We start from the raw sequence: 20,462 nt of genomic DNA on the forward strand, positions 1-20,462 counted from the left end.
AGGGTGATTTTAATTGAAAAAATTGTCATTAAAGAAGATTTTTTTAAAGAAAAAGACTGATAGGATAATTATTTTTATCATAAGTTTTATATTTATTTATTCTTTGCTGGCGTCTGGACTTACAACAAAAAAATATAATTTATCGGAAGGGGATATTGCAAAAGTTGATATAAAGGCACCTAGAGAGGCTAAAGACGAATTGTCTACTCAGACAAAAATACAGCAGGCAGTGGATGCTGTCCCTATTCAATACAACAAAAAACCTGAAGTGAAAACGGAAAGTTTAAATAAATTAAATGACTTTTTTTCTAAAGTGAACCAGTTAAGGGCTTCTCAATTAGATGAAAAAAGCAAATTGAAAAAATTAAAAAGTGAAGGCAATATAAATTTAAATGATGAGGATTACCTGAGTATAATAGGACTTAACGAGGACGAAGCAAAACAGCTTCAGGACTTTTTACAAAAAACTATAGCGGATATGTATGATAATAATAATATAAGTGATAATACCCAGAAGGATAACCAGGCAGATATTAAAAAAGCCCAGCAGAGCATACTGCTTAAAGTAAGTACTTCAAATTTCAATAAGAATTTAAGACAGTTGGCTACTGATGTAGGATTTTCTTTAATTTCACCTAATTTTTTTTATGACAAGGAGAAAACTGAGGAATTGAGGAAAGAGGCGGAGAAAAAAGTTCTGCCTGTCATGATAAAAAAGGATCAGACTATAGTAAAAGAAGGGGAACCTGTAACTAAATATCAGATAAAGATGCTGGATGATTTAGGACTTTTAGATGACAGTCCCTATTTTCAATGGCATATTTATTTCCCGTTGGCTTTATTGGTACTTTTGATATTGACTATTCAATGGGTTTATTTATATAAATATAGTAGGAAGATTTATAAAGATACCAAAATGCTTGTAATGATTGATACACTCAGCTGTTTGAGTGTGCTTTTATCTAGGACTATCGATTTGGCTTCGCCTTTTTTAATACCTCTGACATTTGTACCTATGATAATGACACTGCTCTTAGATGATAAAGTGTCATTAGCTGTAAATGTGTTGAATTGTGTTTTTATAAGTGCAGCGGTGGAATTTAGCCCGGATATAACTATAGTAGCTCTTGTAAATGCAGTAATGGGAGCTACTATACTTAAAAAAATGCAGCAGAGAAATGACATATTATTTGCTTCTCTTTACATGCTTGTCATAAATGGTATACTTACCTTCTCCATGGGGTTTTTACTCAGCAACAATATGTTGGATATAGCTAAAAAAGGTATATTTGCAGGAATTGCCAGTATAACTTCCGGAATATTGGTAATAGGATTTCTTCCTCTATTTGAGGGCGTGTTCAATATAGTTACTACTATAAAGCTTTTGGAACTTTCAAATCCCAACAATGCCCTATTAAAAAGACTTCTGATAGAAGCGCCTGGGACCTATCACCACAGTATATTAGTTGGAAATTTAGCGGAAGTGGCAGCTGAAAAAGTTGGAGGTAATCCACTTTTAGCTAGAGTTGCGGCTTATTATCATGATATAGGGAAAATAAAAAGGCCATATTTTTTTAAAGAAAATCAAGTGGGAAAAGATAATCCACACAATAAATTAACTCCTAATTTGAGTACTTTGATAATAATATCTCATGTTAAAGATGGGGCGGAAATGGCTGATGAGTATAATTTGCCTAAAATAATAAAAGATATTATAGAACAACATCATGGAACATCCCTTGTGAAATATTTTTATTTGACCATGAAGAACTCATGTAAAGATCCAGAAGATGTGAATGAAGATGAATTTAGATATCCCGGCCCTATACCAGAGACTAAAGAAGCTGGTATAATAATGCTGGCCGATGGAGTGGAAGCTGCTGTAAGATCTATTAATGATACTGATAAGGGCAGGATTCAGGGAATGGTGGACAATATAATAAAGGATAGGCTGGATGCGGGTCAACTTGACAATTGCGATTTGACTTTGAAAGATATAAATAAAATAAAGAATGAATTTTTTAAAGTTTTGGTTGGAATATATCACCATAGAATAGAATATCCATCGGATAAATTTTCCGATAAAGTCATGAATAAGTTAAAACAGGAGGATAAAAAGTGATTTTTTTGGACAATAGGCAGGATAAGATAGAGATTACGAAAGAGATGGAACACAGTATTAGAGAAATTATAGAGTATGCTTTAAAAGAGGAAGAGGTAAATTTACCTTGTGAAATAAGTGTGATTTTTGTAGATAATGATCATATAAAAGATATAAATAGGGAAAATAGGAATATAGATAGAGCAACAGATGTGTTGTCTTTTCCAATGCTGGAATATCCAAAAGGCCGGGTATTTAAGGATGTATATACCAATTACGATTTTCAGCCAAGTGACATGGATGGGGAAAATTTAGTATTGGGGGATATAGCTATTTCTCTTGAAAAAGCAGAGGAACAGAGCAGAGAATTTTGTCATTCCTTTTTAAGAGAGGTATGCTATTTGACAGTACATTCGCTGCTTCATCTTTTGGGATATGATCATATGGAAGATGAGGACAAAAAAGTTATGAGAAGGAGAGAAGAGGAAATATTACGGGAATTTGAACTGTAAGAGATAATTTTAAATTCTGAAGTATGGTGATTGTACAATGAAAGTTAAAAAATTGTTGGATAGCTTCAATTACGCAATTGAGGGGATAATATATTCTGTTAGAACACAGAGAAATATGAAAATACATATGATAGCAGCTGTCTTAGTACTTACTATGTGTTTTTTCTATGATTTGAGCAAAATGGAGATTTTAGCTATTGTGATAACCATAAGTATGGTCATCATGGCAGAGCTTTTTAATACGGCAGTGGAATTTGCCATAGATGCCACTACCAATTATTATCATCCACTAGTTAAAATTGCAAAAAATGTTGCAGCGGGAGCAGTGCTTATTTCGGCTATAAATGCTGTAGTGGTGGGATATATAATATTTTGGGATAAATTGAAGTATATAAATTTTATGGTTATAAAAAAGGTTAAAAGTACAAATCCCTATACGATATTTATAATACTTGCCATTGTATGTATAACTACCATAATTGTAAAAGCCATTTTTGGAGAAGGTACTCCGCTTAAGGGAGGAATGCCCAGCGGACATAGTGCCATAGCTTTTTCCATAGCCACTACTATAGCTTTGATAACGGGACAGCTTGCGGTAGTTATATTGAGCTATCTCATGGCCTTTATAGTGGCTCAAAGCAGGGTGGATTCAGAAGCTCATTCTATTACAGAAGTGATTTTCGGAGCGGTATTTGGCATTTTGATAACAGTTTTTTTATTTATAATATTTGGATGAATAAGGAGAAAATTTATGTTTAAGTCAGGATTTATTACAATAATAGGAAGGCCGAACGTGGGAAAGTCAACGCTTACCAATAGAATTATGGGAGAAAAATTGTCTATTGTATCCTGTAAGCCGCAGACTACCAGGAACAATATAAATACCATTTTGACGGAAGAGGACTTCCAGTTGATTTTTGTAGATACTCCCGGTATTCATAAACCCAAGGATAAACTGGGAGATTATATGGTGAAATCTGCGGAGGATTCCATCAAGGATGTGGATCTGGTAATTTTTTTGACTACTCCCCAGGATGGGATAGGAAGAGAGGATAGATATATACTGGAAAATATAAAAACCACCAAGATACCAGTATTTTTGGTGTTGAATAAAATAGACGAAAATCCTGCTTCCAGGGTGGCAAAAACTTTAAAAAACTATTCTGAATTCTTTGATTTTCAGGAAATAATACCTGTATCTGCGTTGAAAAAGAAAAATACTGATGAATTATTGGAACTTATGGTAAAGTATATGCCGGAAGGACCTAAATATTATCCAGAAGATGTTATTACTGACAGGCAGGAAAAATTTATAGTTTCTGAAATTATAAGAGAGAAATCTCTCAGACTCCTTTCCAAGGAAGTTCCACACGGTATAGCTGTTGAAATAATATTTATGAGGAAGGATCCTAAGGGAATATACAATATAGAGGCAAATATAATTTGCGAGAAGGAATCACACAAGGGAATAATAATAGGTAAAAATGGCTCCATGTTAAAGAGGATATCCTCTTATGCGAGAGAGGATATTGAAAAATTTTTAAATTCCAGAGTATATCTGCAAGTCTGGGTAAAAGTAAGAAAAGAGTGGAGAGACAATGACAGACTGCTGAAGGAATTAGGGTATAAAAAATAAAGTGATATTTACTCAGAAGGAATGTTTTTCTCCTTAAAAAAGGATATAATATAACTTATAGACAGGGAGATGATTATCTGTCCATATTTAAAACTAGAGCTATAATAATAAAAACTCAAGATATAAAGGAATCTGACAAGTTGGTTTGGCTTTTCACTGAGAAGTTGGGTAAGGTGTCCACCATAGCTAGAGGGGCAAAAAGAAGCAGGAACTCATTGTTTTCAACTACACTTCAATTTTGTTACGGAGACTACGTTTTATACAAGGGAAAGAGTCTATATGTGATAAACGAAAGTATTTTAATAGATTCTTTTCAAGATTTATTGGACGACTTAAATGATTTAACTTATGCTTCTTATTTTTGTGAACTCATAGATATAGCCATGAGTGATGGGGAAAAAAGCGAAGAGATGTTTAAACAACTGGTTACTGCGTTTTATCTCATAAGGAGTCATGCAGTGGACATTGAAATTCTAGCCAGATCATTTGAGTTGAAAATTTTACAGGCCACAGGCTATGAGTTGAATTTTGATTACTGCTGTATATGTAGAAAAAAGATGGCTTCATTTAATTATTTCAGTTTTCAATATTCAGGAGGTGTCTGCGATAAATGTAAAAAGATCAATGGTTTGCATATAGATTATGCCACTGGCAGTGCACTTAAATATTTGTCAAAGATTTCTCTTGAAAATGTATATAAAGTTGTATTGTCTGATAAAGTAAAGAAAGAACTGTATAAGGTTTTGAACCTGGTTATTTCCCAAAATTATTTTAGGAAACCTAAAAGTCTTGACACTTTAAGGTATCTTGAAAATTTTGAGAAAAATAAAATCTAAAAGGAGAGAAAAACATGAGTGAGATAACATTGGAAAAAATTGATATTATAAGAGAGAGAACAGGGGTAAATTATTCTGAGGCAAAAGAGGCATTAGAAGTTTGTGAAGGAAATGTGGTTGATGCTCTCATATATATAGAGCAAAATAAAAAATCGGCCAAGGATAGTTTATACACCACTAAGGATGAATTTTTGGAATGGCTGAAGGATTTAGTGAAAAAAGGCAATGTAAATAGAGTAAAGATAAAAAAAGGTGATAAGGTGGTAGTTGACATTCCTGTAAATGCAGGTATTGCAGCAACTTTGACAGCTCTTGTATGGCCGCCGCTTATAGCTATAGGGATATTGACTGCAGTGATTACACAGGTGACTATAGAGATAACGAAAGATGATGGAACTGTAGAAGTGGTGAATAAGGTAATAAAAGGCGGAATGAAGAGTACTGTAAATGAAATGAAGGATAGGGTGTTTGATGCTGCATCTTCAGTTAAGGATAAATTCAAACACAAAGATGACAAGCAGGATAAAAACACATATAAATATACTGTAAAATTTGATGATATAGATGATGATGAAAATGGACAGGAGAAAGATACTGATAAGGATAAAAATTAGAATTATATAATACAATTAGTGTTAAAACATATAATGAATAGTATATAGATTTGAAATTTATTCATAATATTGGATAAAATAAAAAAACATATACTATTCATTAATATATATGTGGTATAATAATTTTGTAATATTGTAGCTTAAATACTAATGTTAAATTTCCTCTTAGTGAATATCTGCAGAAATTATTGACTTTACTACAAAGAGAGAGGGTGAATATTATTAAATTATCACCGAGACAAGAGAAAATAATAAAATTAGTAAGGGATAATGCACCCATAACAAGTGAGCAGCTCGCATCTAGATTAAATGTCACAAGGGCAGCACTTAGACCAGATCTAGCTATACTTACTATGACGGGCATATTGGAGGCAAAACCTAAGGTAGGATATATATATTCTAAAAAACCTTCCCATAGCCTTATATACGATTATATAATGAATATAAAAGTAAGCGATATAATGTCAAAACCAGTAGTAGTGGATGAGAATACTACCGTTTATGATGCCATAGTATACTTATTTTTGAATGATGTTGGCACTTTGTTTATAGAAAATAAAGGGCTTCTTATAGGTGCTGTTTCCAGGAAGGATTTTTTGAAGATAGCTATTGGAAGTACCGATATGCATAAAATACCTGTGGGAATAATAATGACCAGAATGCCAAATATAATATTTGTTGAAAAGGATGATGTTGCTTACATGGCAGCTAAAAAGATAATGGAGCATGAAGTGGATAGTTTGCCAGTGGTAGAAAAATCTCGAGACAGGTTGAATAATGAAGTGCTTAAAATTGTAGGTAAAGTTTCAAAGACAAATATAACAAGGCTTTTTGTAAAAATAGGGGAAAACAAATAGATTGGTATACGGAATAATTTATTCGTTGATGTATATATAAAACATGCTAAATTTTATAAAAAAGGGGATGTTCTATATGGCAGACAAAAAGTATGTTTATCTTTTCAATGAGGGAAATGCTGGTATGAGAAATCTACTTGGCGGAAAAGGTGCAAATTTGGCAGAGATGACAAATATCGGCATACCTGTTCCAGAGGGTTTTACCATATCTACAGAAGCTTGTACAAAATATTATAAAGACGGTAAGATCATATCCAGGGGCATTGTGGATGAAATTTATGCCGCACTTGAAAAAATTGAAAAAAAAACAGGTAAAAAATTTGGAAATATAGAAAATCCACTTTTAGTTTCTGTAAGATCAGGAGCAAGGGTTTCCATGCCTGGAATGATGGATACTATACTTAATTTAGGTTTAAACGATGACACTGTCAGGGGATTAAGTAAACTTACGGGAAATGAAAAATTTGCCTATGACTCCTATAGAAGATTTATTCAGATGTTTTCAGATGTAGTTATGGGAATTGAAAAAAGAAAATTTGAGGATATACTGGATGAAGTAAAGGATGCAAGGAATCTTGAATATGATACCGACTTAGATGCATCTGATTTAAAGGAAATAATTGTGAAATTTAAGAAAATTTACAATAGTGAAATGGGAAGTGACTTTCCACAACAGCCTAAGGAACAATTAATACAAGCTATTACTGCTGTATTTAGGTCCTGGGATAATCCGAGAGCTATAGTGTATAGAAGATTAAACGATATTTCAAGTGAATGGGGTACGGCTGTAAATGTACAATCTATGGTATTTGGAAATATGGGAGAAACTTCAGGTACTGGTGTGGCATTTACAAGAAATCCTGCTACAGGGGAGAAGTCTATATTTGGTGAATATCTTATAAATGCGCAGGGGGAAGATGTAGTTGCAGGAATAAGAACACCACAGCCTATAACAAAGTTAAAAGAAGATCTTCCAAAATGTTATTCTCAATTTATGAATATAGCCCAGAAATTGGAAAATCACTATAAAGATATGCAGGATATGGAATTTACCATAGAACAGGGAAAATTATATTTTCTTCAAACTAGAAATGGGAAGAGAACCGCACAGTCTGCACTTAAAGTAGCAGTGGATATGGTGCGGGAAGGTCTTATCAGCAAAAAGGAGGCCATCCTTAAAGTTGAACCTAAACAACTTGACACACTGCTTCACCCGAATTTTGATAAGGATGAGCTCAAGAAAGCAGCTGTAATAGCAAAGGGACTTCCGGCATCTCCGGGAGCTGCTTGTGGAAAAATATATTTTACAGCAGAGGATGCGAAAAAACATCATGATCGGGGAGAAAAAGTAATACTTGTAAGGTTAGAGACATCCCCCGAGGATATAGAAGGTATGGCAGCTTCAGAAGGAATACTTACAATAAGGGGTGGAATGACTTCTCATGCAGCTGTGGTAGCTAGAGGTATGGGAACTTGTTGCGTGGCTGGATGCGGTAATCTGATAATAGATGAAGAGACAAAGACTTTTAAAGGAGCAGGCAAGATCTATAAAGAAGGGAATTACATATCATTAGACGGAAGTACAGGAAATGTATATGGAGAGCCTATAAAAACGGTGTCACCTGAAATATCTGGATATTTTGGTACATTTATGAGCTGGGCTGATGATATAAGAAAGATGGGAGTTAGAACCAATGCTGATACTCCAAAGGATGCCAGACAGGCAGTTGAATTTGGAGCTGAGGGAATAGGACTTTGTAGGACAGAGCATATGTTCTTTGATGAGGATAGAATACCAGAAATGAGAGAGATGATAGTTTCCAAGACAGAGGAACAGAGAAGAAGAGCACTGAATAAGCTTTTACCGAGACAAAAAGAGGATTTTGTCGGTATATATGAGGCTATGGAGGGAAGACCTGTGACGATCAGATTTTTGGATCCGCCATTACATGAATTTTTGCCAACAGATACAGATGATATAAGAAATTTGGCTGCGGAAATGGGTATAGACTTCCAGGAATTGAAGGACACTATAGGATCTCTTCATGAATTCAATCCCATGATGGGACATAGGGGCTGCAGGCTTACTGTTTCCTACCCTGAAATAGCGGAAATGCAGACTAGAGCTATTATAGAGGCTGCTGTAGATGTAAAGAAGAGAAAGGGATATGATATAGTACCGGAGATAATGATACCTCTCATAGGAGAGTTAAAAGAATTGAAATATATCAAAGATACAGTTGTAAAAGTAGCAGATGAAATAATAAAAAATAGCGGAGTAGAACTAAAATATAAAGTGGGAACCATGATAGAAATTCCAAGAGCTGCACTTACTGCTGATGAAATAGCAACTGAAGCTGAGTTCTTCTCTTTTGGCACCAATGATTTGACTCAGATGACTTTTGGATTTTCAAGAGATGATTCAGGCAAGTTTTTGAACTCCTACTATGATAAGAAGATATATGAATTTGATCCATTTCAGAAAGTAGATCAAATTGGAGTAGGAAAGCTTATAGAAATGGCTGTAAAGTTAGGAAAGAAGACTAGACCTGATATACACCTTGGAGTGTGTGGCGAACATGGTGGAGATCCTTCATCTGTAGAATTTTTCCATGATGTTGGACTTGATTATGTTTCCTGTTCACCTTTTAGGGTACCTGTAGCGAGACTGGCTGCTGCCCAGGCTCAGGTGAGAAATCCGAGATAATAAAAATATCAAGCCGATCTTACCACTTTTTATGGAAAGATCGGCTTTACAAATGTTTGGATATTTATCAAATTTATAGCTTACAATTTACAGTTGATATTGAATTTTTTTTCAACGTATTTTCCAAACTCTATTGTGAATTCAAGCTGATTGATACAATTGCTGGAAGCTTTTTTTAATAAATAAAAAAAGGAATTGTGGTTACATTTTAATATATTATTGTAGTAATCTCTGGATATTTTCCAAAATTTTTGAGGAAAAGATAAATAAGAGATAATGTATTTATAGTCATCTAAAGTTAATGGAAAAATTTTTTCATATAGTTCAAGGCAGGATATAGTGCTATCTAACCTCCAGTTGGTAGTGGTTCTTTTTAAAAACCTTCTTAAAAAATAGGATATATCATGGGCACAGTAGTCCATGCTGCATTTGTCAAAATCAATTACCCAGATGTTGTCCTCTTCATCAAATATTATGTTTTTATTTACGTAATCTAAATGGCATAAGCAAGTGCTTAAATTTTTATAATCAATAGTAGAGGATATTCTGGCTGATATTTTTGCCAGTATAAAATTAATTTCAAAGTTCTGCAAAAATAGTGCAGAGAATTTATCATTATATTTGAAAGCTAAATTTGAGCAGTTTAGAAGCTGATTTAAATGTTTCTGAAAAGATATATATATATTTTCAAAGTTTACTCTTTGGGTACTCCCATCAATTGGAACAAAATTTTTACTTACACTGTGCATTTTGGATAAATTAGAAATTGCATGTAATAAGTGCTTGTTGTTGTCATAGTCACATTTGCTGCCAGTTATCCAGGGAGTCATTATAAAGAGCATTTCTTTGTAGTTTACAAATCGTTCTCTGTGAATTGTAGGCAATATTCTGGGGACTCTAATGTCATGCCTAAAAAGCCATTCTATGGCAGAGTATACAAAAAGCAAATTGCTCTCATCGAAATATACTTTTTTTAGACAATAACTTTTATTTAAATAATTTATTTTGTATACAGCTCTTTGCTTGTCTGTATCTTTGAATTTAATTCTAGATATATCTGCGTTTACCATATTATAATGGGGCAGAACGTATTTTTTTACGTTTTCTTCAGATAATAAATCCATATAAAACTCCTTAAAAGTTCTTTCTCTATAATAATATTAAAGCTTTCTTCATATTATACATTTTCACTAAAAAAAGGAGTTTTTAATGGTGAGATAGAATAAATTCATGAGGTGGTTATATGAATATAAGAGAAAAAATAGAAAACAAGGAAAAGTTGATACTAATACCTCAGGCTGCCTTTTCTGTTAAAACAATGGGGAGAAATATTAAAGAGAAAAAAGACGCTATTAGGACTGATTATATGATAGATAGGGATAGAATAATACACAGCAAGTCCTTTAGAAGACTTAAACATAAAACTCAGGTGTATATAAAAACACCGGGAGATCATTATAGAACTAGGCTTACTCATACGCTGGAAGTAAATCAGATAGGAAAGACAATAGGCAAGGGCATAGGGCTGAATGAAGATCTAATAGAAGCTATAGCTATGGGTCATGATATTGGACATGTAGCTTTTGCTCACAGCGGTGAAGAACTTCTCGATAAACTCTTGCCGGAAGGGTTCAAGCACAATGAGAACAGTGTAAGAGTGCTTACTAAAATAGAAAAATTGGGCAGGGGCCTCAATCTTACAGGAGAAGTTCTGGATGGAATACTGTATCACAGTGGTTTCACAGATAAATCAAAAGCTTGCACTCTAGAAGGACAGGTAGTTAGATATAGTGATAAAATAGCCTATGTAAATCACGATATAGATGATTCCATACGGGCTGGGATGCTGGAAGAAAAAGATATACCGGATATTGCCATAAAAGTATTGGGACGCACTAACAGTAATAGAATAGATACCCTCGTAAAGAACTGTATATATACTACTCTGAAAAATATTAAAAACGGGACGGAACAAGTAGCTCTTAGTGATGAAGTATTTAGTGCACTTCGCGTTCTTAGAAATTTCATGTTTGAAAGAATATACAAGGGAGATATATTAAAAGCTGAAAGAGATAAAGCTAAGTTTGTACTGGAACAGGTATTTAATTACTTTTTCAAATATCCAGATAAAATGCCTGAATTTTATCTGGATATTGTGAAAAGAGAAGGAGTTTACAGGGGAGTGGCGGACTATATATCTGGAATGAGTGATGATTACTGTCTTATGATGTTTCATAATATATATGTACCTAAATTTGTTATATATTAAAGAATAATTTTTACTATTATATGGGTAAAATACAATTATATAATGTAGGTAAATAATATAGAATATGCTAAAAATTAAATATTTATCTTATTGAAGGATATTTAATTTCTGTAAAGAATATATATAGTATGTCCTTACTTAATAATAAAAATTTTAGTATTAAAGAAGGAATATAGTAATTTATGTCGAATATATTTATTCTTGAACATAATAATTTAAATATATTAATTTTTAAGATAGGTGGGTTGTTTAGTGATATCGGAAGATGTCATTCAAAAGGTAAAAGATGAAAATGACATAGTGGATGTGATATCTGAAAGTGTAAAACTTAAGAGATCGGGGAGAAATTACTTGGGATTATGCCCCTTTCATCATGAAAAAACACCTTCTTTTAGTGTATCTAGAGATAAGCAAATATACAAGTGCTTTGGATGTGGAGAGGCAGGTAATGTATTTACATTTATAATGAAGTCTAAAAATTTAAATTTTCCAGAAGCAGTAAAATTACTGGCAGATAGAGTGAATATAGATATAGATTTTGACAAAGACAACGGTCTTAAAAAAAATACTTTTCAAAAACTCTACGAATTAAATGTAGCGGCTGCAAGATATTTTTTTAACTGTTTAAAAAGAGATAAAAGAGCTAAAAATTATTTATTGAATCGTGGTATAACTGAAAATACTATAAGAAGATTTGGATTGGGATATTCTGTTGACAGCTGGAATCGTATGTTAAACTTTTTGAAAAATAAAGGGTTTACGGAATTAGATATGCTTTCTGCAGGACTCATAGTTAAAAGTCAAAAAGAAAATTATTACGATAGATTTAGAAATAGGATAATTTTTCCTGTATTTAATAGTAGAGGAAAGGTAATAGGATTTGGAGGAAGGGTACTGGACGATTCAAAACCCAAGTATTTAAATTCACCGGAAACTCCTCTATTTAAAAAGGGTATAAATCTTTATGGATTGAATTTTGCAATAAAAAGTAATTTTTCAAGAGTGCTTATAATTGTAGAGGGATATATGGATTGTATAGCCCTTCATCAGTGCGGGATAACGAATGTAGTGGCTTCTTTAGGCACAGCTCTTACTGTAAGTCAAGCGAAACTTATGGCAAAATATGCAGATAAGGTTATAATATCCTATGACGCCGATACAGCTGGACAGATGGCTACAATACGTGGAATGGATATACTTAAGGATGCTGGATTAGAGGTTGAAGTACTGCAAATACCGAATGGCAAGGATCCTGACGAATTTGTCAGGAACAATGGGAGAGAGGATTTTCTAAAACTTGTGAATAAAGCTGTCCCTCTTATAGAATATAGGATTGAAAGTGTAAAGAAAAATATAAATTTTGATAGTAACGAAAGTACTGTAAGATATGTGGAGAAAGTACTTGAGATATTAACTAAAGTGGATCCTATAGAGAGGGAAGTTTATTTAAAAAAATTGTCAGAGGAAACAGGTATAAGAGATCAAGTGCTTTATGACATGTTAAATAGAGACAATGTTCAAAAAAATGTAAAAAAATATAAAAATATGAATATAGATACAGGTTTTGGACAAAAATTATATTTAGAACCAGCGTATTTAAAGGCAGAGAGAGCTCTTTTAAAATTGATTTTGGAAGATGAGAGGGCCTTTAAATATTCATTGGATAAAATGGAAGATAAGGATATCATATTGGAAAGCCATAAAAAAATATATAAGTATATAGTGGAAAATATGGAGTATGATGTAAAAAAGAGAAAAACGCAGATAGAGGCAAGGTGTAATGACATCGATACATCCAAAGAATGGGTAAAAATTATGGATACTGAAGTTCTATATGATAATTATGATTATAAAAGTCTGGTAGATAATTTTGTAAACAAGATTAAAAAACATAGATTAGAGGAATCTGAAGATCACATTATCAGTAAAATAAAAGAATATGAGTCTGTAGGAAGATTAAAGGAGTCTTTAGAATTGGCACAAAGGTTAATTGAAATACAGAAAAGGATTGGTGAAATGCAGTAATGGTTAAAGGAGGCAAGAAAATGAAGGATAAAAGTTCAAAGATACAGCTAGTCAAGAAACTTATAGAAAAGGGAAAGAAAAATGGAACTTTAACTTATAAAGAAATAATGGACGAATTGGAAGAGGTGGACTTAAGTCCTGAGCAGATAGAAAAAATATATGAAACACTTGAATCTATAGGTGTAGAAGTAACTGGAGATTTAAATGAAACGGATACGAATGAAAAAAATTTGGATTTGTCAGTTCCAGAAGGTGTAGCTATAGATGATCCGGTTAGGATGTATTTAAAAGAGATAGGGAAGGTTTCACTGCTCTTGCCAGAAGAAGAAGTATCTCTTGCTAAGAGAATAGAAGCAGGGGATCAAACAGCTAAAAAGAAACTGGCAGAGGCCAATTTAAGATTAGTAGTCAGCATAGCAAAAAGATATGTAGGCAGGGGAATGCTGTTTTTGGATCTAATCCAGGAGGGAAACCTTGGACTTATAAAGGCGGTAGAAAAATTTGACTATAGAAAAGGCTATAAATTCAGTACCTATGCTACTTGGTGGATAAGGCAAGCCATTACAAGGGCAATTGCGGATCAAGCTAGGACTATAAGAATACCTGTTCATATGGTGGAGACAATAAATAAACTTATCAGGGTTTCCAGACAATTGCTTCAGGAATTGGGAAGAGATCCTCACCCTGAGGAGGTAGCTGAGATAATGGAGATGCCTGTAGATAAAGTTAGAGAAATTATGAAAATAGCACAGGAGCCTGTATCCCTTGAGACACCTATTGGAGAAGAGGAAGATAGCCATCTTGGAGATTTCATACCGGATGATGAAGCACCTGCACCGGCAGAGGCAGCGGCTTTCACAATGCTTAAGGAACAGCTCATAAATGTACTTGACACTCTAACTCCCAGAGAAGAAAAGGTGCTGAGATTGAGATTTGGATTAGACGATGGAAGAGCAAGAACTTTGGAAGAGGTTGGAAAAGAATTCAATGTAACTAGAGAGAGAATAAGGCAAATTGAAGCAAAGGCCCTTAGAAAACTAAGGCATCCAAGTAGAAGTAAAAAATTAAAGGACTATTTAGATTAAAGCACCAGTCAAAGGTGCTTTCACTGTTTTCAGACTAGAAATTAGGATATATGAATACTGTGACTGTTAACTATTCATTTTTAGCCCTGAATTTTATGATATAATTATTGATAAAGAGGGTGATGATGGAGTGAAAATTACCTATAAAGCTGCGAAGGGAGTAGGAGCGTATTTTATTATAGGTTTGATGATTTTATATGATGCTATACTGATATTTTTAATAAATTTTGTAAGTTCCTATGAAATATATAATCTGCTAAAGTTGACATTGGTATCCATAAATATATATCAGATTTATTATATTATTATCTGTAGTACGCTTAAGTATTCAATGGATGAAGATAATTTATATATAACCAGTGCACTTGGATTAAAAAATGAAATAATTTCCTTTCAAAGTATTCAAATGTATCGAAAATCACATGGATATGTAAGAGGAGTTAAATTATCAGGGTATGGAAAAAATAAATTTGCGATAGGCAGATCTTTTATTGACAAAATAGGTAATACCTATATGTTTGTTACCTCAACTAAAAATGTAATATATCTAAAGACAGATACTGTGAACTATGGATTGTCTCCAGAAAATTTTCAAAAATTTACGGAAGAATTGGAGAAAAGAAAAATAAGATGTTTTGAATGGGAAAATAAATTGAATAAAAGTATTTCGATAAACAGGGAACCTAAATTTTTTATTCCCTTCATAATTACATCTATAGTAGTTCTTTTGCTTACTTTGGATCCGATAATTATGTACCTGTATGGAAAATTGCCGGATAAAATGCCTGTTAGCTTTGATACAAGTTTTATGGCTGTAAAATTTGGGACGGGCAAACAGTTTGCATTTAAACAGATGTTCTATGGACTCCTGAATATGGGAGTACTGTTTTGTATGTATTATGCAGGACATATTTATTCTAAATATGATAAAAAGTATTCTTATAAGTACATATATATATCTTTAATAGTGGCAGTATTTTACTTTATCATGCAGGTTAGAATACTCTGTACATTCAGATAGAGGGTTGTCATATTCAATATCAAAGTTCATAGTTAACTGTGAATTGTGCAAGATTGGAGAATTGTATGGAAATTAGTTTAAGACTTAAAGCTGTGGCGCAGATGGTGGATGATTGTCAGTGTGCAGCAGATATAGGCACGGATCATGGATATATTCCTATTTATTTGATAAAAAATCATATTTGCAGTAGGGCCATAGCATCTGATATAAATGTTGGACCTATAAAGAGAGCAATACTTAATGTAAGATTTGAAAATTTAGAGGACAAGATAGATTGCAGAATTGGAGAAGGTCTTTCAACCATAAGGCCGGGAGAAGCTGAGGAAATAGTAATTGCGGGAATGGGAGGAAATCTCATAGCGAACATAATAGAAGATCACGTAGATGTGTTTAAAAAATCAAACTCATTTATACTTCAACCTATGCAGAACTCAGAAGTGTTGAGAGAGTATATCTATAAAAAGGGTTTTAAAATAATAGATGAAGAATTGTGTATTGACGAAAATAGATTTTATGAGATAATAAAGATAGAATACAATACCGATGTAAGGGAAGTTGACAGCATATTTTATGAAATAGGAAAAATTCTAATAGAAAAAAAGCATAGATATCTTCCTAAATTCATAGAAAACAAGATAAAAGATTATAGTAGGATAATTTTGAATATAAGAGGTCATACTGAATTGGCCAATAAAAGGAAGATGGAATTACAAACTAAAATAAAGAGATTGCAGGAGTTGATATGATGTATCTGAAAGTAATGGATATACATGATATAGTTGAAAAATATGCACCTTCTATGCTCAAGGAAAGTTATGATAATGTGGGCCTCATGGTAGGTGATATGGAGTGTAGAGTTACTTCTATGCTTGTATCTTTGGACTGCACTTTAAAGGTCATAGAGGAGGCAAAACAAAATAATTGCAATCTTATATTTACCCATCATCCACTTTTATTTAAAAAACCGGACAGTATAACTACAGACAGTTTGGTGGGTGAAAAAATAATAAAATTAATAGAAAACCATATAAATGTATATTCCTGTCATACCAATCTCGATTCTGCAGAGGGAGGAATAAATGACATGATTGTGGAATTGCTTGGTTTAGATTCAGATGATATTATCGAACCCATGAAGACTGAGAACAGGGCAGAATTTAAAGATGGAATAGGAAGGATAAGCCAGTTGAAAGAGCCAATTATTTTAAGTGAACTCTGCAGCAGAGTGAAAAGATGTCTGGAAATACCTTCAGTGAGATATGCGGGAAATGAGTTTAAACTTATAAAAAAAGTGGCAGTGGTAAATGGAAGCGGACAAAGTTATTTTAATGAAGCCAGATTACAGGGAGCCGATTGTATAATTACTGGAGATACTACTTATCATCATGTAAGTGATTTTGAGGAACAGGGTATGGCTGTAATTGATGCGGGTCACTTTGGAACTGAATGGCCTGCCATGAAAAAGGTAGCAGTATTTTTGCAAAATGAAATAAAATCCCTTGGATTTGAGAACAGTGTGATCTTATCAAAAGTCAATAGGGATCCCTATAAGTTTAAGTAGAAATGAACTTGAATTCATTTCTACTTTTTTGTTTATATCAAGTGATTCTAGGGTTTAGGTTTACAAAAACAGGAGGGAAAAATAAATGTTAAATTTGCTTTTTGAAATTCAACGGAATAGAGAGATTATAAAAAGAACCAGGGAAGCTTTAAAAGGAGAATCCAATAATAATTTTATAAGAAGAGTAAAAAAAGAATTTGAGGAGAAAAAGTCAAAGTATAAACTCGTGGATTCCAAACTCAATGAAGTTGAAAAGAATATTGAACAACTGGAGAAAAAACTCGAGGATATGAAAAGAGAAGTAATGCAGGAGGAAAGCAAACTCTATGGAAATTTAAAATATGATTTAAAATTTATAAGTACCTTGGAAAAATCTATTGAATTAAAAAAAGGTGAGATCAGAACCTTAGAAGAAGATAGCTTAAACAGATTGTATGATGAGGAAAATTTATTGAAAGAAAGGGATATGCTCAGGAAAGAATTAGTTGATATAAAAAATGAATTTTATAAAAATAAAAAAGTCAGTAGTGATAAAATAATTAAATCAAAAATGGAAATAAAAAAAGCTGAAGATAGTATATTGAATTGTGAAAAGAAAGTTCCTAAAAAATTATTGGATAAATTCAATGAATTATGTGAACTTAAAGGTACGGGAGCTGCGAAATTATCAAATGGAGTATGTTCTGGCTGCAAAATGAAAGTATCTGCCATTACCATAGATGATATCAAAAATAACAAAGATATAGTTTATTGCGATAATTGTGGAAGAATAATATACTACAGCGGCCATGACGAATAAAATTCATATACACTCTCTCAGTCAATATTCTGTAATATAAAAATAACTGAAAATTAATTTTCAGTTATTTTTATAAGTTTATACAAATTTGTGTATTTTTTCTATATCATTTAATTGTATATTGTATTTTTTCATCTTATTGTATAATGTATTTCTACTTATTTTTAAAATATTAGCTGTTTGTGATATGTTTCCATCCATTATTTGTAAAGCTCTTTTAATTTCCTTGATTTCAATACTTTCCAGACTTTCAATCTTATCTTCCCCGGTATTTTCATTTAATGTTATTAGTCTGTTAAATGAATTTCTCCGTAAGTTACTCATTATTTTTTTCTCTCTGATATTTATAGCAAGATCTTTTAAAGTTATTGTAGTACTTTCACAGAGATTAACAGCCCTTTCAATACAATTTTCAAGTTCTCTTACATTACCTGGCCACTCATATTCTATTATATATTCTATGGCTTCTTTTGAAATTCCCCTTATGTTTTTGTTCATCTTTGCATTCATTTTATTTATAAAATAATACAGAAGTTCTTTTATATCTTCTTTTCTTTTCCTGAGAGGAGGAAGGTATATATTCAATACATTCAGCCTATAATATAGATCCTTTCTGAAATTTCCTGCATGGCATTCAGCAAGTAATTCCTTATTTGTTGCACAGATTATTCTGGTGTCAATATCAAGAACACTGTTTCCACCTATTCTTGTTATCTGTTTTTCCTGTAGTACACGTAAGAGTTTTGCCTGCATGTAAAGGGGCATATCACCTATTTCGTCTAGGAAAATGGTTCCACCATTTGCAAGTTCGAATTTACCAGGATGTCCTCCTTTTAATGCTCCTGTAAAAGCACCCTCACTGTAGCCGAATAATTCGCTTTCGATGAGCTCACTTGGTATAGCCGCACAGTTTATTGAAATAAAAGGATGGTCTTTTCTATCACTTGCATTGTGAATGGATTCCGCGAATAGTTCTTTACCTGTACCGCTTTCACCTTGTACCAAAACATTTGAAGAGCTTTTTGACGCTATTTTAGCAAGCTTTATGCTTTTTTTTATGGTATTGCTTTTACCTATTATATCGTCAAAATGATATTTTGCATGCATAGAAGTTATATTTTTATATTTATTATTTGTATTATCTATTTTTCTAAAAATATCTATTACACCTATGGTGTTTCCCATTTCATCTCTTATTATATTGGCGGATTTTACAAAATGAAGTTTTATTCCCTGGGTATTTTTTACAACAAACTCCCTTTCGATATATCCCTGATTGTTTTTAAAAACATCTAAAATCACCGGATGAAAATCGACTACGTTTGTAATAGGTCTGTCTATAGAGGCTTCTTTATTCACCTTTAAAATTTCAGCACCTATATCATTCATGTATTTTACAATTCCACTGGCATCTATTGTCATAAGACCGCTGGAAATACATTTTACTAAAGCGTTTTCATAATTGCTCTTAAGTATCAATTGAATTTTGGTGTGCTCCATCTCTATACTTGTTTCAATTGCCTTTGCAGTAGATACTACCATGCCCAATGTATGGGGGCTATTATCAACTTTATATCCCCTAACGCCAATAGCTCCAATGATTTTGTCGCCGTTTCTGATTGGCGCTGAGGTACATGTCCAATCGTGGTTCATAATACAATAGTGCTCATTTCCCGAAATTTGAACGGGTATTCCCTCCCTTAAACATGTATTAAGGGAGTTATTTCCCACATGAATTTCGTCCCACAGAGCACCTTTTGTAAAATTTATTTTATCCGCAGTATTTTCAATAACGCTGTCATCAAACATCAATTCAAGAATACAAGCGTTGGAATCACTTAATACTACTGAGAAACATGTTCCTTTTACATAGGAATATAGGGACTCAATATATGGTTTGGATAAACTTATGAGTTTGGCATTTCTCCTGAGGATTTTTTCTAAAGTTTCTCCCTCAAATTTTTTAGCGCATTTTTTTTGAAAAGGGCTTATTCCCAACTTTCTACACCTTTTCCAGCCTCGCAGCACGTAATCTTTATGAGTTGTTATTCCTAAGTTTTCGAACAATTCTTCAGTAGTGGTTTTATTAATATTGCTGCTTTTAATATACATAATTTTCCTCCATTCTGTAAATTGAAAGAAATAGTTAGATAGAGTCCAAAAAAAATAATTACCTTTACCATATGAAATAAAAAACAATCCAATAAAAATCTTACCTAAAAACGTTTTCTTGAAGAAAAACCAACTATTATTATAATTATAATACATAATTAATTTATAGAAAAGACATTTTGGATAATATTCAGATAAAGTGTTATTTTATTACTTTTTGTAATAATAAAAATGTTAAAATAATTAGCAATGCTAAAAAAATCAGCATGTAATGTGAAATTTTTGAGCACTGTTACTTTTATGACTTTAAACATAAAAATAGGCTGC

General features: G+C 32.6%; 17 protein-coding genes. 15 read left to right on the top strand and 2 right to left on the bottom strand.

Going from position 1 to position 20,462, the window contains the following annotated elements:
• The first annotated feature begins 13 nt into the window (after nucleotides 1-13).
• From LN736_RS04985 to ppdK, 8 genes are all read left to right on the top strand, one after another.
• The gene (locus LN736_RS04985) at nucleotides 14-2,122 is read left to right on the top strand and encodes an HD family phosphohydrolase (protein WP_179976977.1); all 2,109 of its coding nucleotides are present in this window, start codon (nucleotides 14-16) and stop codon (nucleotides 2,120-2,122) included.
• Nucleotides 2,119-2,613, top strand: a complete 495-nt coding sequence (gene ybeY, locus LN736_RS04990; RefSeq protein WP_150357226.1) for an rRNA maturation RNase YbeY — start codon at nucleotides 2,119-2,121, stop codon at nucleotides 2,611-2,613. The genes LN736_RS04985 and ybeY overlap by 4 nt, the downstream gene beginning before the upstream one ends.
• 37 nt (nucleotides 2,614-2,650) lie before the next feature.
• Nucleotides 2,651-3,349, top strand: coding sequence for a diacylglycerol kinase (locus tag LN736_RS04995; RefSeq protein WP_150357227.1), 699 nt, complete (start codon nucleotides 2,651-2,653; stop codon nucleotides 3,347-3,349).
• 15 nt (nucleotides 3,350-3,364) lie between these two features.
• Nucleotides 3,365-4,249: a GTPase Era gene (gene era / locus LN736_RS05000; RefSeq protein WP_150357228.1), complete on the top strand. Its 885-nt coding sequence runs from the start codon at nucleotides 3,365-3,367 to the stop codon at nucleotides 4,247-4,249.
• Between the two features lie 50 nt (nucleotides 4,250-4,299).
• Nucleotides 4,300-5,085: a DNA repair protein RecO gene (gene recO, locus LN736_RS05005; RefSeq protein WP_229981110.1), complete on the top strand. Its 786-nt coding sequence runs from the start codon at nucleotides 4,300-4,302 to the stop codon at nucleotides 5,083-5,085.
• A 14-nt stretch (nucleotides 5,086-5,099) separates the two neighbouring features.
• Nucleotides 5,100-5,699, top strand: coding sequence for a DUF4342 domain-containing protein (locus LN736_RS05010; protein ID WP_150357230.1), 600 nt, complete (start codon nucleotides 5,100-5,102; stop codon nucleotides 5,697-5,699).
• A 212-nt stretch (nucleotides 5,700-5,911) separates the two neighbouring features.
• A complete protein-coding gene (locus LN736_RS05015; RefSeq protein WP_150357231.1) occupies nucleotides 5,912-6,556 on the top strand; it encodes a helix-turn-helix transcriptional regulator in 645 nt (214 codons plus the stop codon).
• A gap of 76 nt (nucleotides 6,557-6,632) precedes the next feature.
• Nucleotides 6,633-9,263: a pyruvate, phosphate dikinase gene (ppdK, locus tag LN736_RS05020; RefSeq protein ID WP_229981093.1), complete on the top strand. Its 2,631-nt coding sequence runs from the start codon at nucleotides 6,633-6,635 to the stop codon at nucleotides 9,261-9,263.
• An 80-nt stretch (nucleotides 9,264-9,343) separates the two neighbouring features.
• Here the strand turns inward: ppdK and LN736_RS05025 are convergent, their stop codons facing one another.
• Nucleotides 9,344-10,387 carry a CotS family spore coat protein gene (locus LN736_RS05025; RefSeq protein WP_179976980.1) on the bottom strand — a complete coding sequence of 348 codons (1,044 nt, stop codon included), beginning with the start codon at nucleotides 10,385-10,387 and terminating at the stop codon, nucleotides 9,344-9,346.
• Between the two features lie 119 nt (nucleotides 10,388-10,506).
• On the opposite strand from LN736_RS05025, the gene LN736_RS05030 reads away from it, so the two are divergent.
• From LN736_RS05030 to LN736_RS05060, 7 genes are all read left to right on the top strand, one after another.
• Nucleotides 10,507-11,532, top strand: coding sequence for a deoxyguanosinetriphosphate triphosphohydrolase (locus LN736_RS05030; RefSeq protein ID WP_150357234.1), 1,026 nt, complete (start codon nucleotides 10,507-10,509; stop codon nucleotides 11,530-11,532).
• A gap of 240 nt (nucleotides 11,533-11,772) precedes the next feature.
• A complete protein-coding gene (dnaG, locus tag LN736_RS05035; protein WP_179976981.1) occupies nucleotides 11,773-13,557 on the top strand; it encodes a DNA primase in 1,785 nt (594 codons plus the stop codon).
• Nucleotides 13,557-14,642 (top strand): RNA polymerase sigma factor RpoD, encoded by a 1,086-nt coding sequence (gene rpoD / locus LN736_RS05040; RefSeq protein WP_150357236.1) that lies wholly within the window; start codon nucleotides 13,557-13,559, stop codon nucleotides 14,640-14,642. Before dnaG ends, rpoD begins: the two co-directional genes overlap by 1 nt.
• Nucleotides 14,643-14,772: 130 nt before the next feature.
• Nucleotides 14,773-15,663 carry a PH domain-containing protein gene (locus LN736_RS05045; RefSeq protein WP_378061849.1) on the top strand — a complete coding sequence of 297 codons (891 nt, stop codon included), beginning with the start codon at nucleotides 14,773-14,775 and terminating at the stop codon, nucleotides 15,661-15,663.
• Between the two features lie 65 nt (nucleotides 15,664-15,728).
• A complete protein-coding gene (locus LN736_RS05050; RefSeq protein WP_150357237.1) occupies nucleotides 15,729-16,409 on the top strand; it encodes a tRNA (adenine(22)-N(1))-methyltransferase in 681 nt (226 codons plus the stop codon).
• On the top strand, nucleotides 16,409-17,224 hold the full coding sequence (locus tag LN736_RS05055) for a Nif3-like dinuclear metal center hexameric protein (protein ID WP_229981111.1): 816 nt from the start codon (nucleotides 16,409-16,411) through the stop codon (nucleotides 17,222-17,224). Before LN736_RS05050 ends, LN736_RS05055 begins: the two co-directional genes overlap by 1 nt.
• A gap of 85 nt (nucleotides 17,225-17,309) precedes the next feature.
• Nucleotides 17,310-18,023, top strand: a complete 714-nt coding sequence (locus LN736_RS05060; protein ID WP_150357239.1) for a zinc ribbon domain-containing protein — start codon at nucleotides 17,310-17,312, stop codon at nucleotides 18,021-18,023.
• 78 nt (nucleotides 18,024-18,101) lie between these two features.
• Here LN736_RS05060 and LN736_RS05065 read toward each other — a convergent pair whose 3' ends face one another.
• Nucleotides 18,102-20,135 carry a sigma-54-dependent Fis family transcriptional regulator gene (locus LN736_RS05065; RefSeq protein WP_229981094.1) on the bottom strand — a complete coding sequence of 678 codons (2,034 nt, stop codon included), beginning with the start codon at nucleotides 20,133-20,135 and terminating at the stop codon, nucleotides 18,102-18,104.
• Nucleotides 20,136-20,462: the final 327 nt, after the last annotated feature.

This window comes from Clostridium aromativorans (genome assembly GCF_020908015.1).
In the GTDB taxonomy this organism is placed as follows: domain Bacteria; phylum Bacillota; class Clostridia; order Clostridiales; family Clostridiaceae; genus Clostridium_B; species Clostridium_B aromativorans.

What these genes read in the sequence shown, in the direction of transcription:
- ppdK (WP_229981093.1), top strand. Translation starts at nt 6,633, where the DNA reads ATGGCAGACAAAAAGTATGTTTATCTTTTCAATGAGGGAAATGCTGGT.
- LN736_RS04995 (WP_150357227.1), top strand. Translation starts at nt 2,651, where the DNA reads ATGAAAGTTAAAAAATTGTTGGATAGCTTCAATTACGCAATTGAGGGG.
- LN736_RS05055 (WP_229981111.1), top strand. Translation starts at nt 16,409, where the DNA reads ATGTATCTGAAAGTAATGGATATACATGATATAGTTGAAAAATATGCA.
- era (WP_150357228.1), top strand. Translation starts at nt 3,365, where the DNA reads ATGTTTAAGTCAGGATTTATTACAATAATAGGAAGGCCGAACGTGGGA.
- LN736_RS05065 (WP_229981094.1), bottom strand. Translation starts at nt 20,135, where the DNA reads ATGTATATTAAAAGCAGCAATATTAATAAAACCACTACTGAAGAATTG.
- LN736_RS05030 (WP_150357234.1), top strand. Translation starts at nt 10,507, where the DNA reads ATGAATATAAGAGAAAAAATAGAAAACAAGGAAAAGTTGATACTAATA.
- LN736_RS05010 (WP_150357230.1), top strand. Translation starts at nt 5,100, where the DNA reads ATGAGTGAGATAACATTGGAAAAAATTGATATTATAAGAGAGAGAACA.
- LN736_RS05025 (WP_179976980.1), bottom strand. Translation starts at nt 10,387, where the DNA reads ATGGATTTATTATCTGAAGAAAACGTAAAAAAATACGTTCTGCCCCAT.
- LN736_RS05060 (WP_150357239.1), top strand. Translation starts at nt 17,310, where the DNA reads ATGTTAAATTTGCTTTTTGAAATTCAACGGAATAGAGAGATTATAAAA.
- rpoD (WP_150357236.1), top strand. Translation starts at nt 13,557, where the DNA reads ATGGTTAAAGGAGGCAAGAAAATGAAGGATAAAAGTTCAAAGATACAG.
- LN736_RS05050 (WP_150357237.1), top strand. Translation starts at nt 15,729, where the DNA reads ATGGAAATTAGTTTAAGACTTAAAGCTGTGGCGCAGATGGTGGATGAT.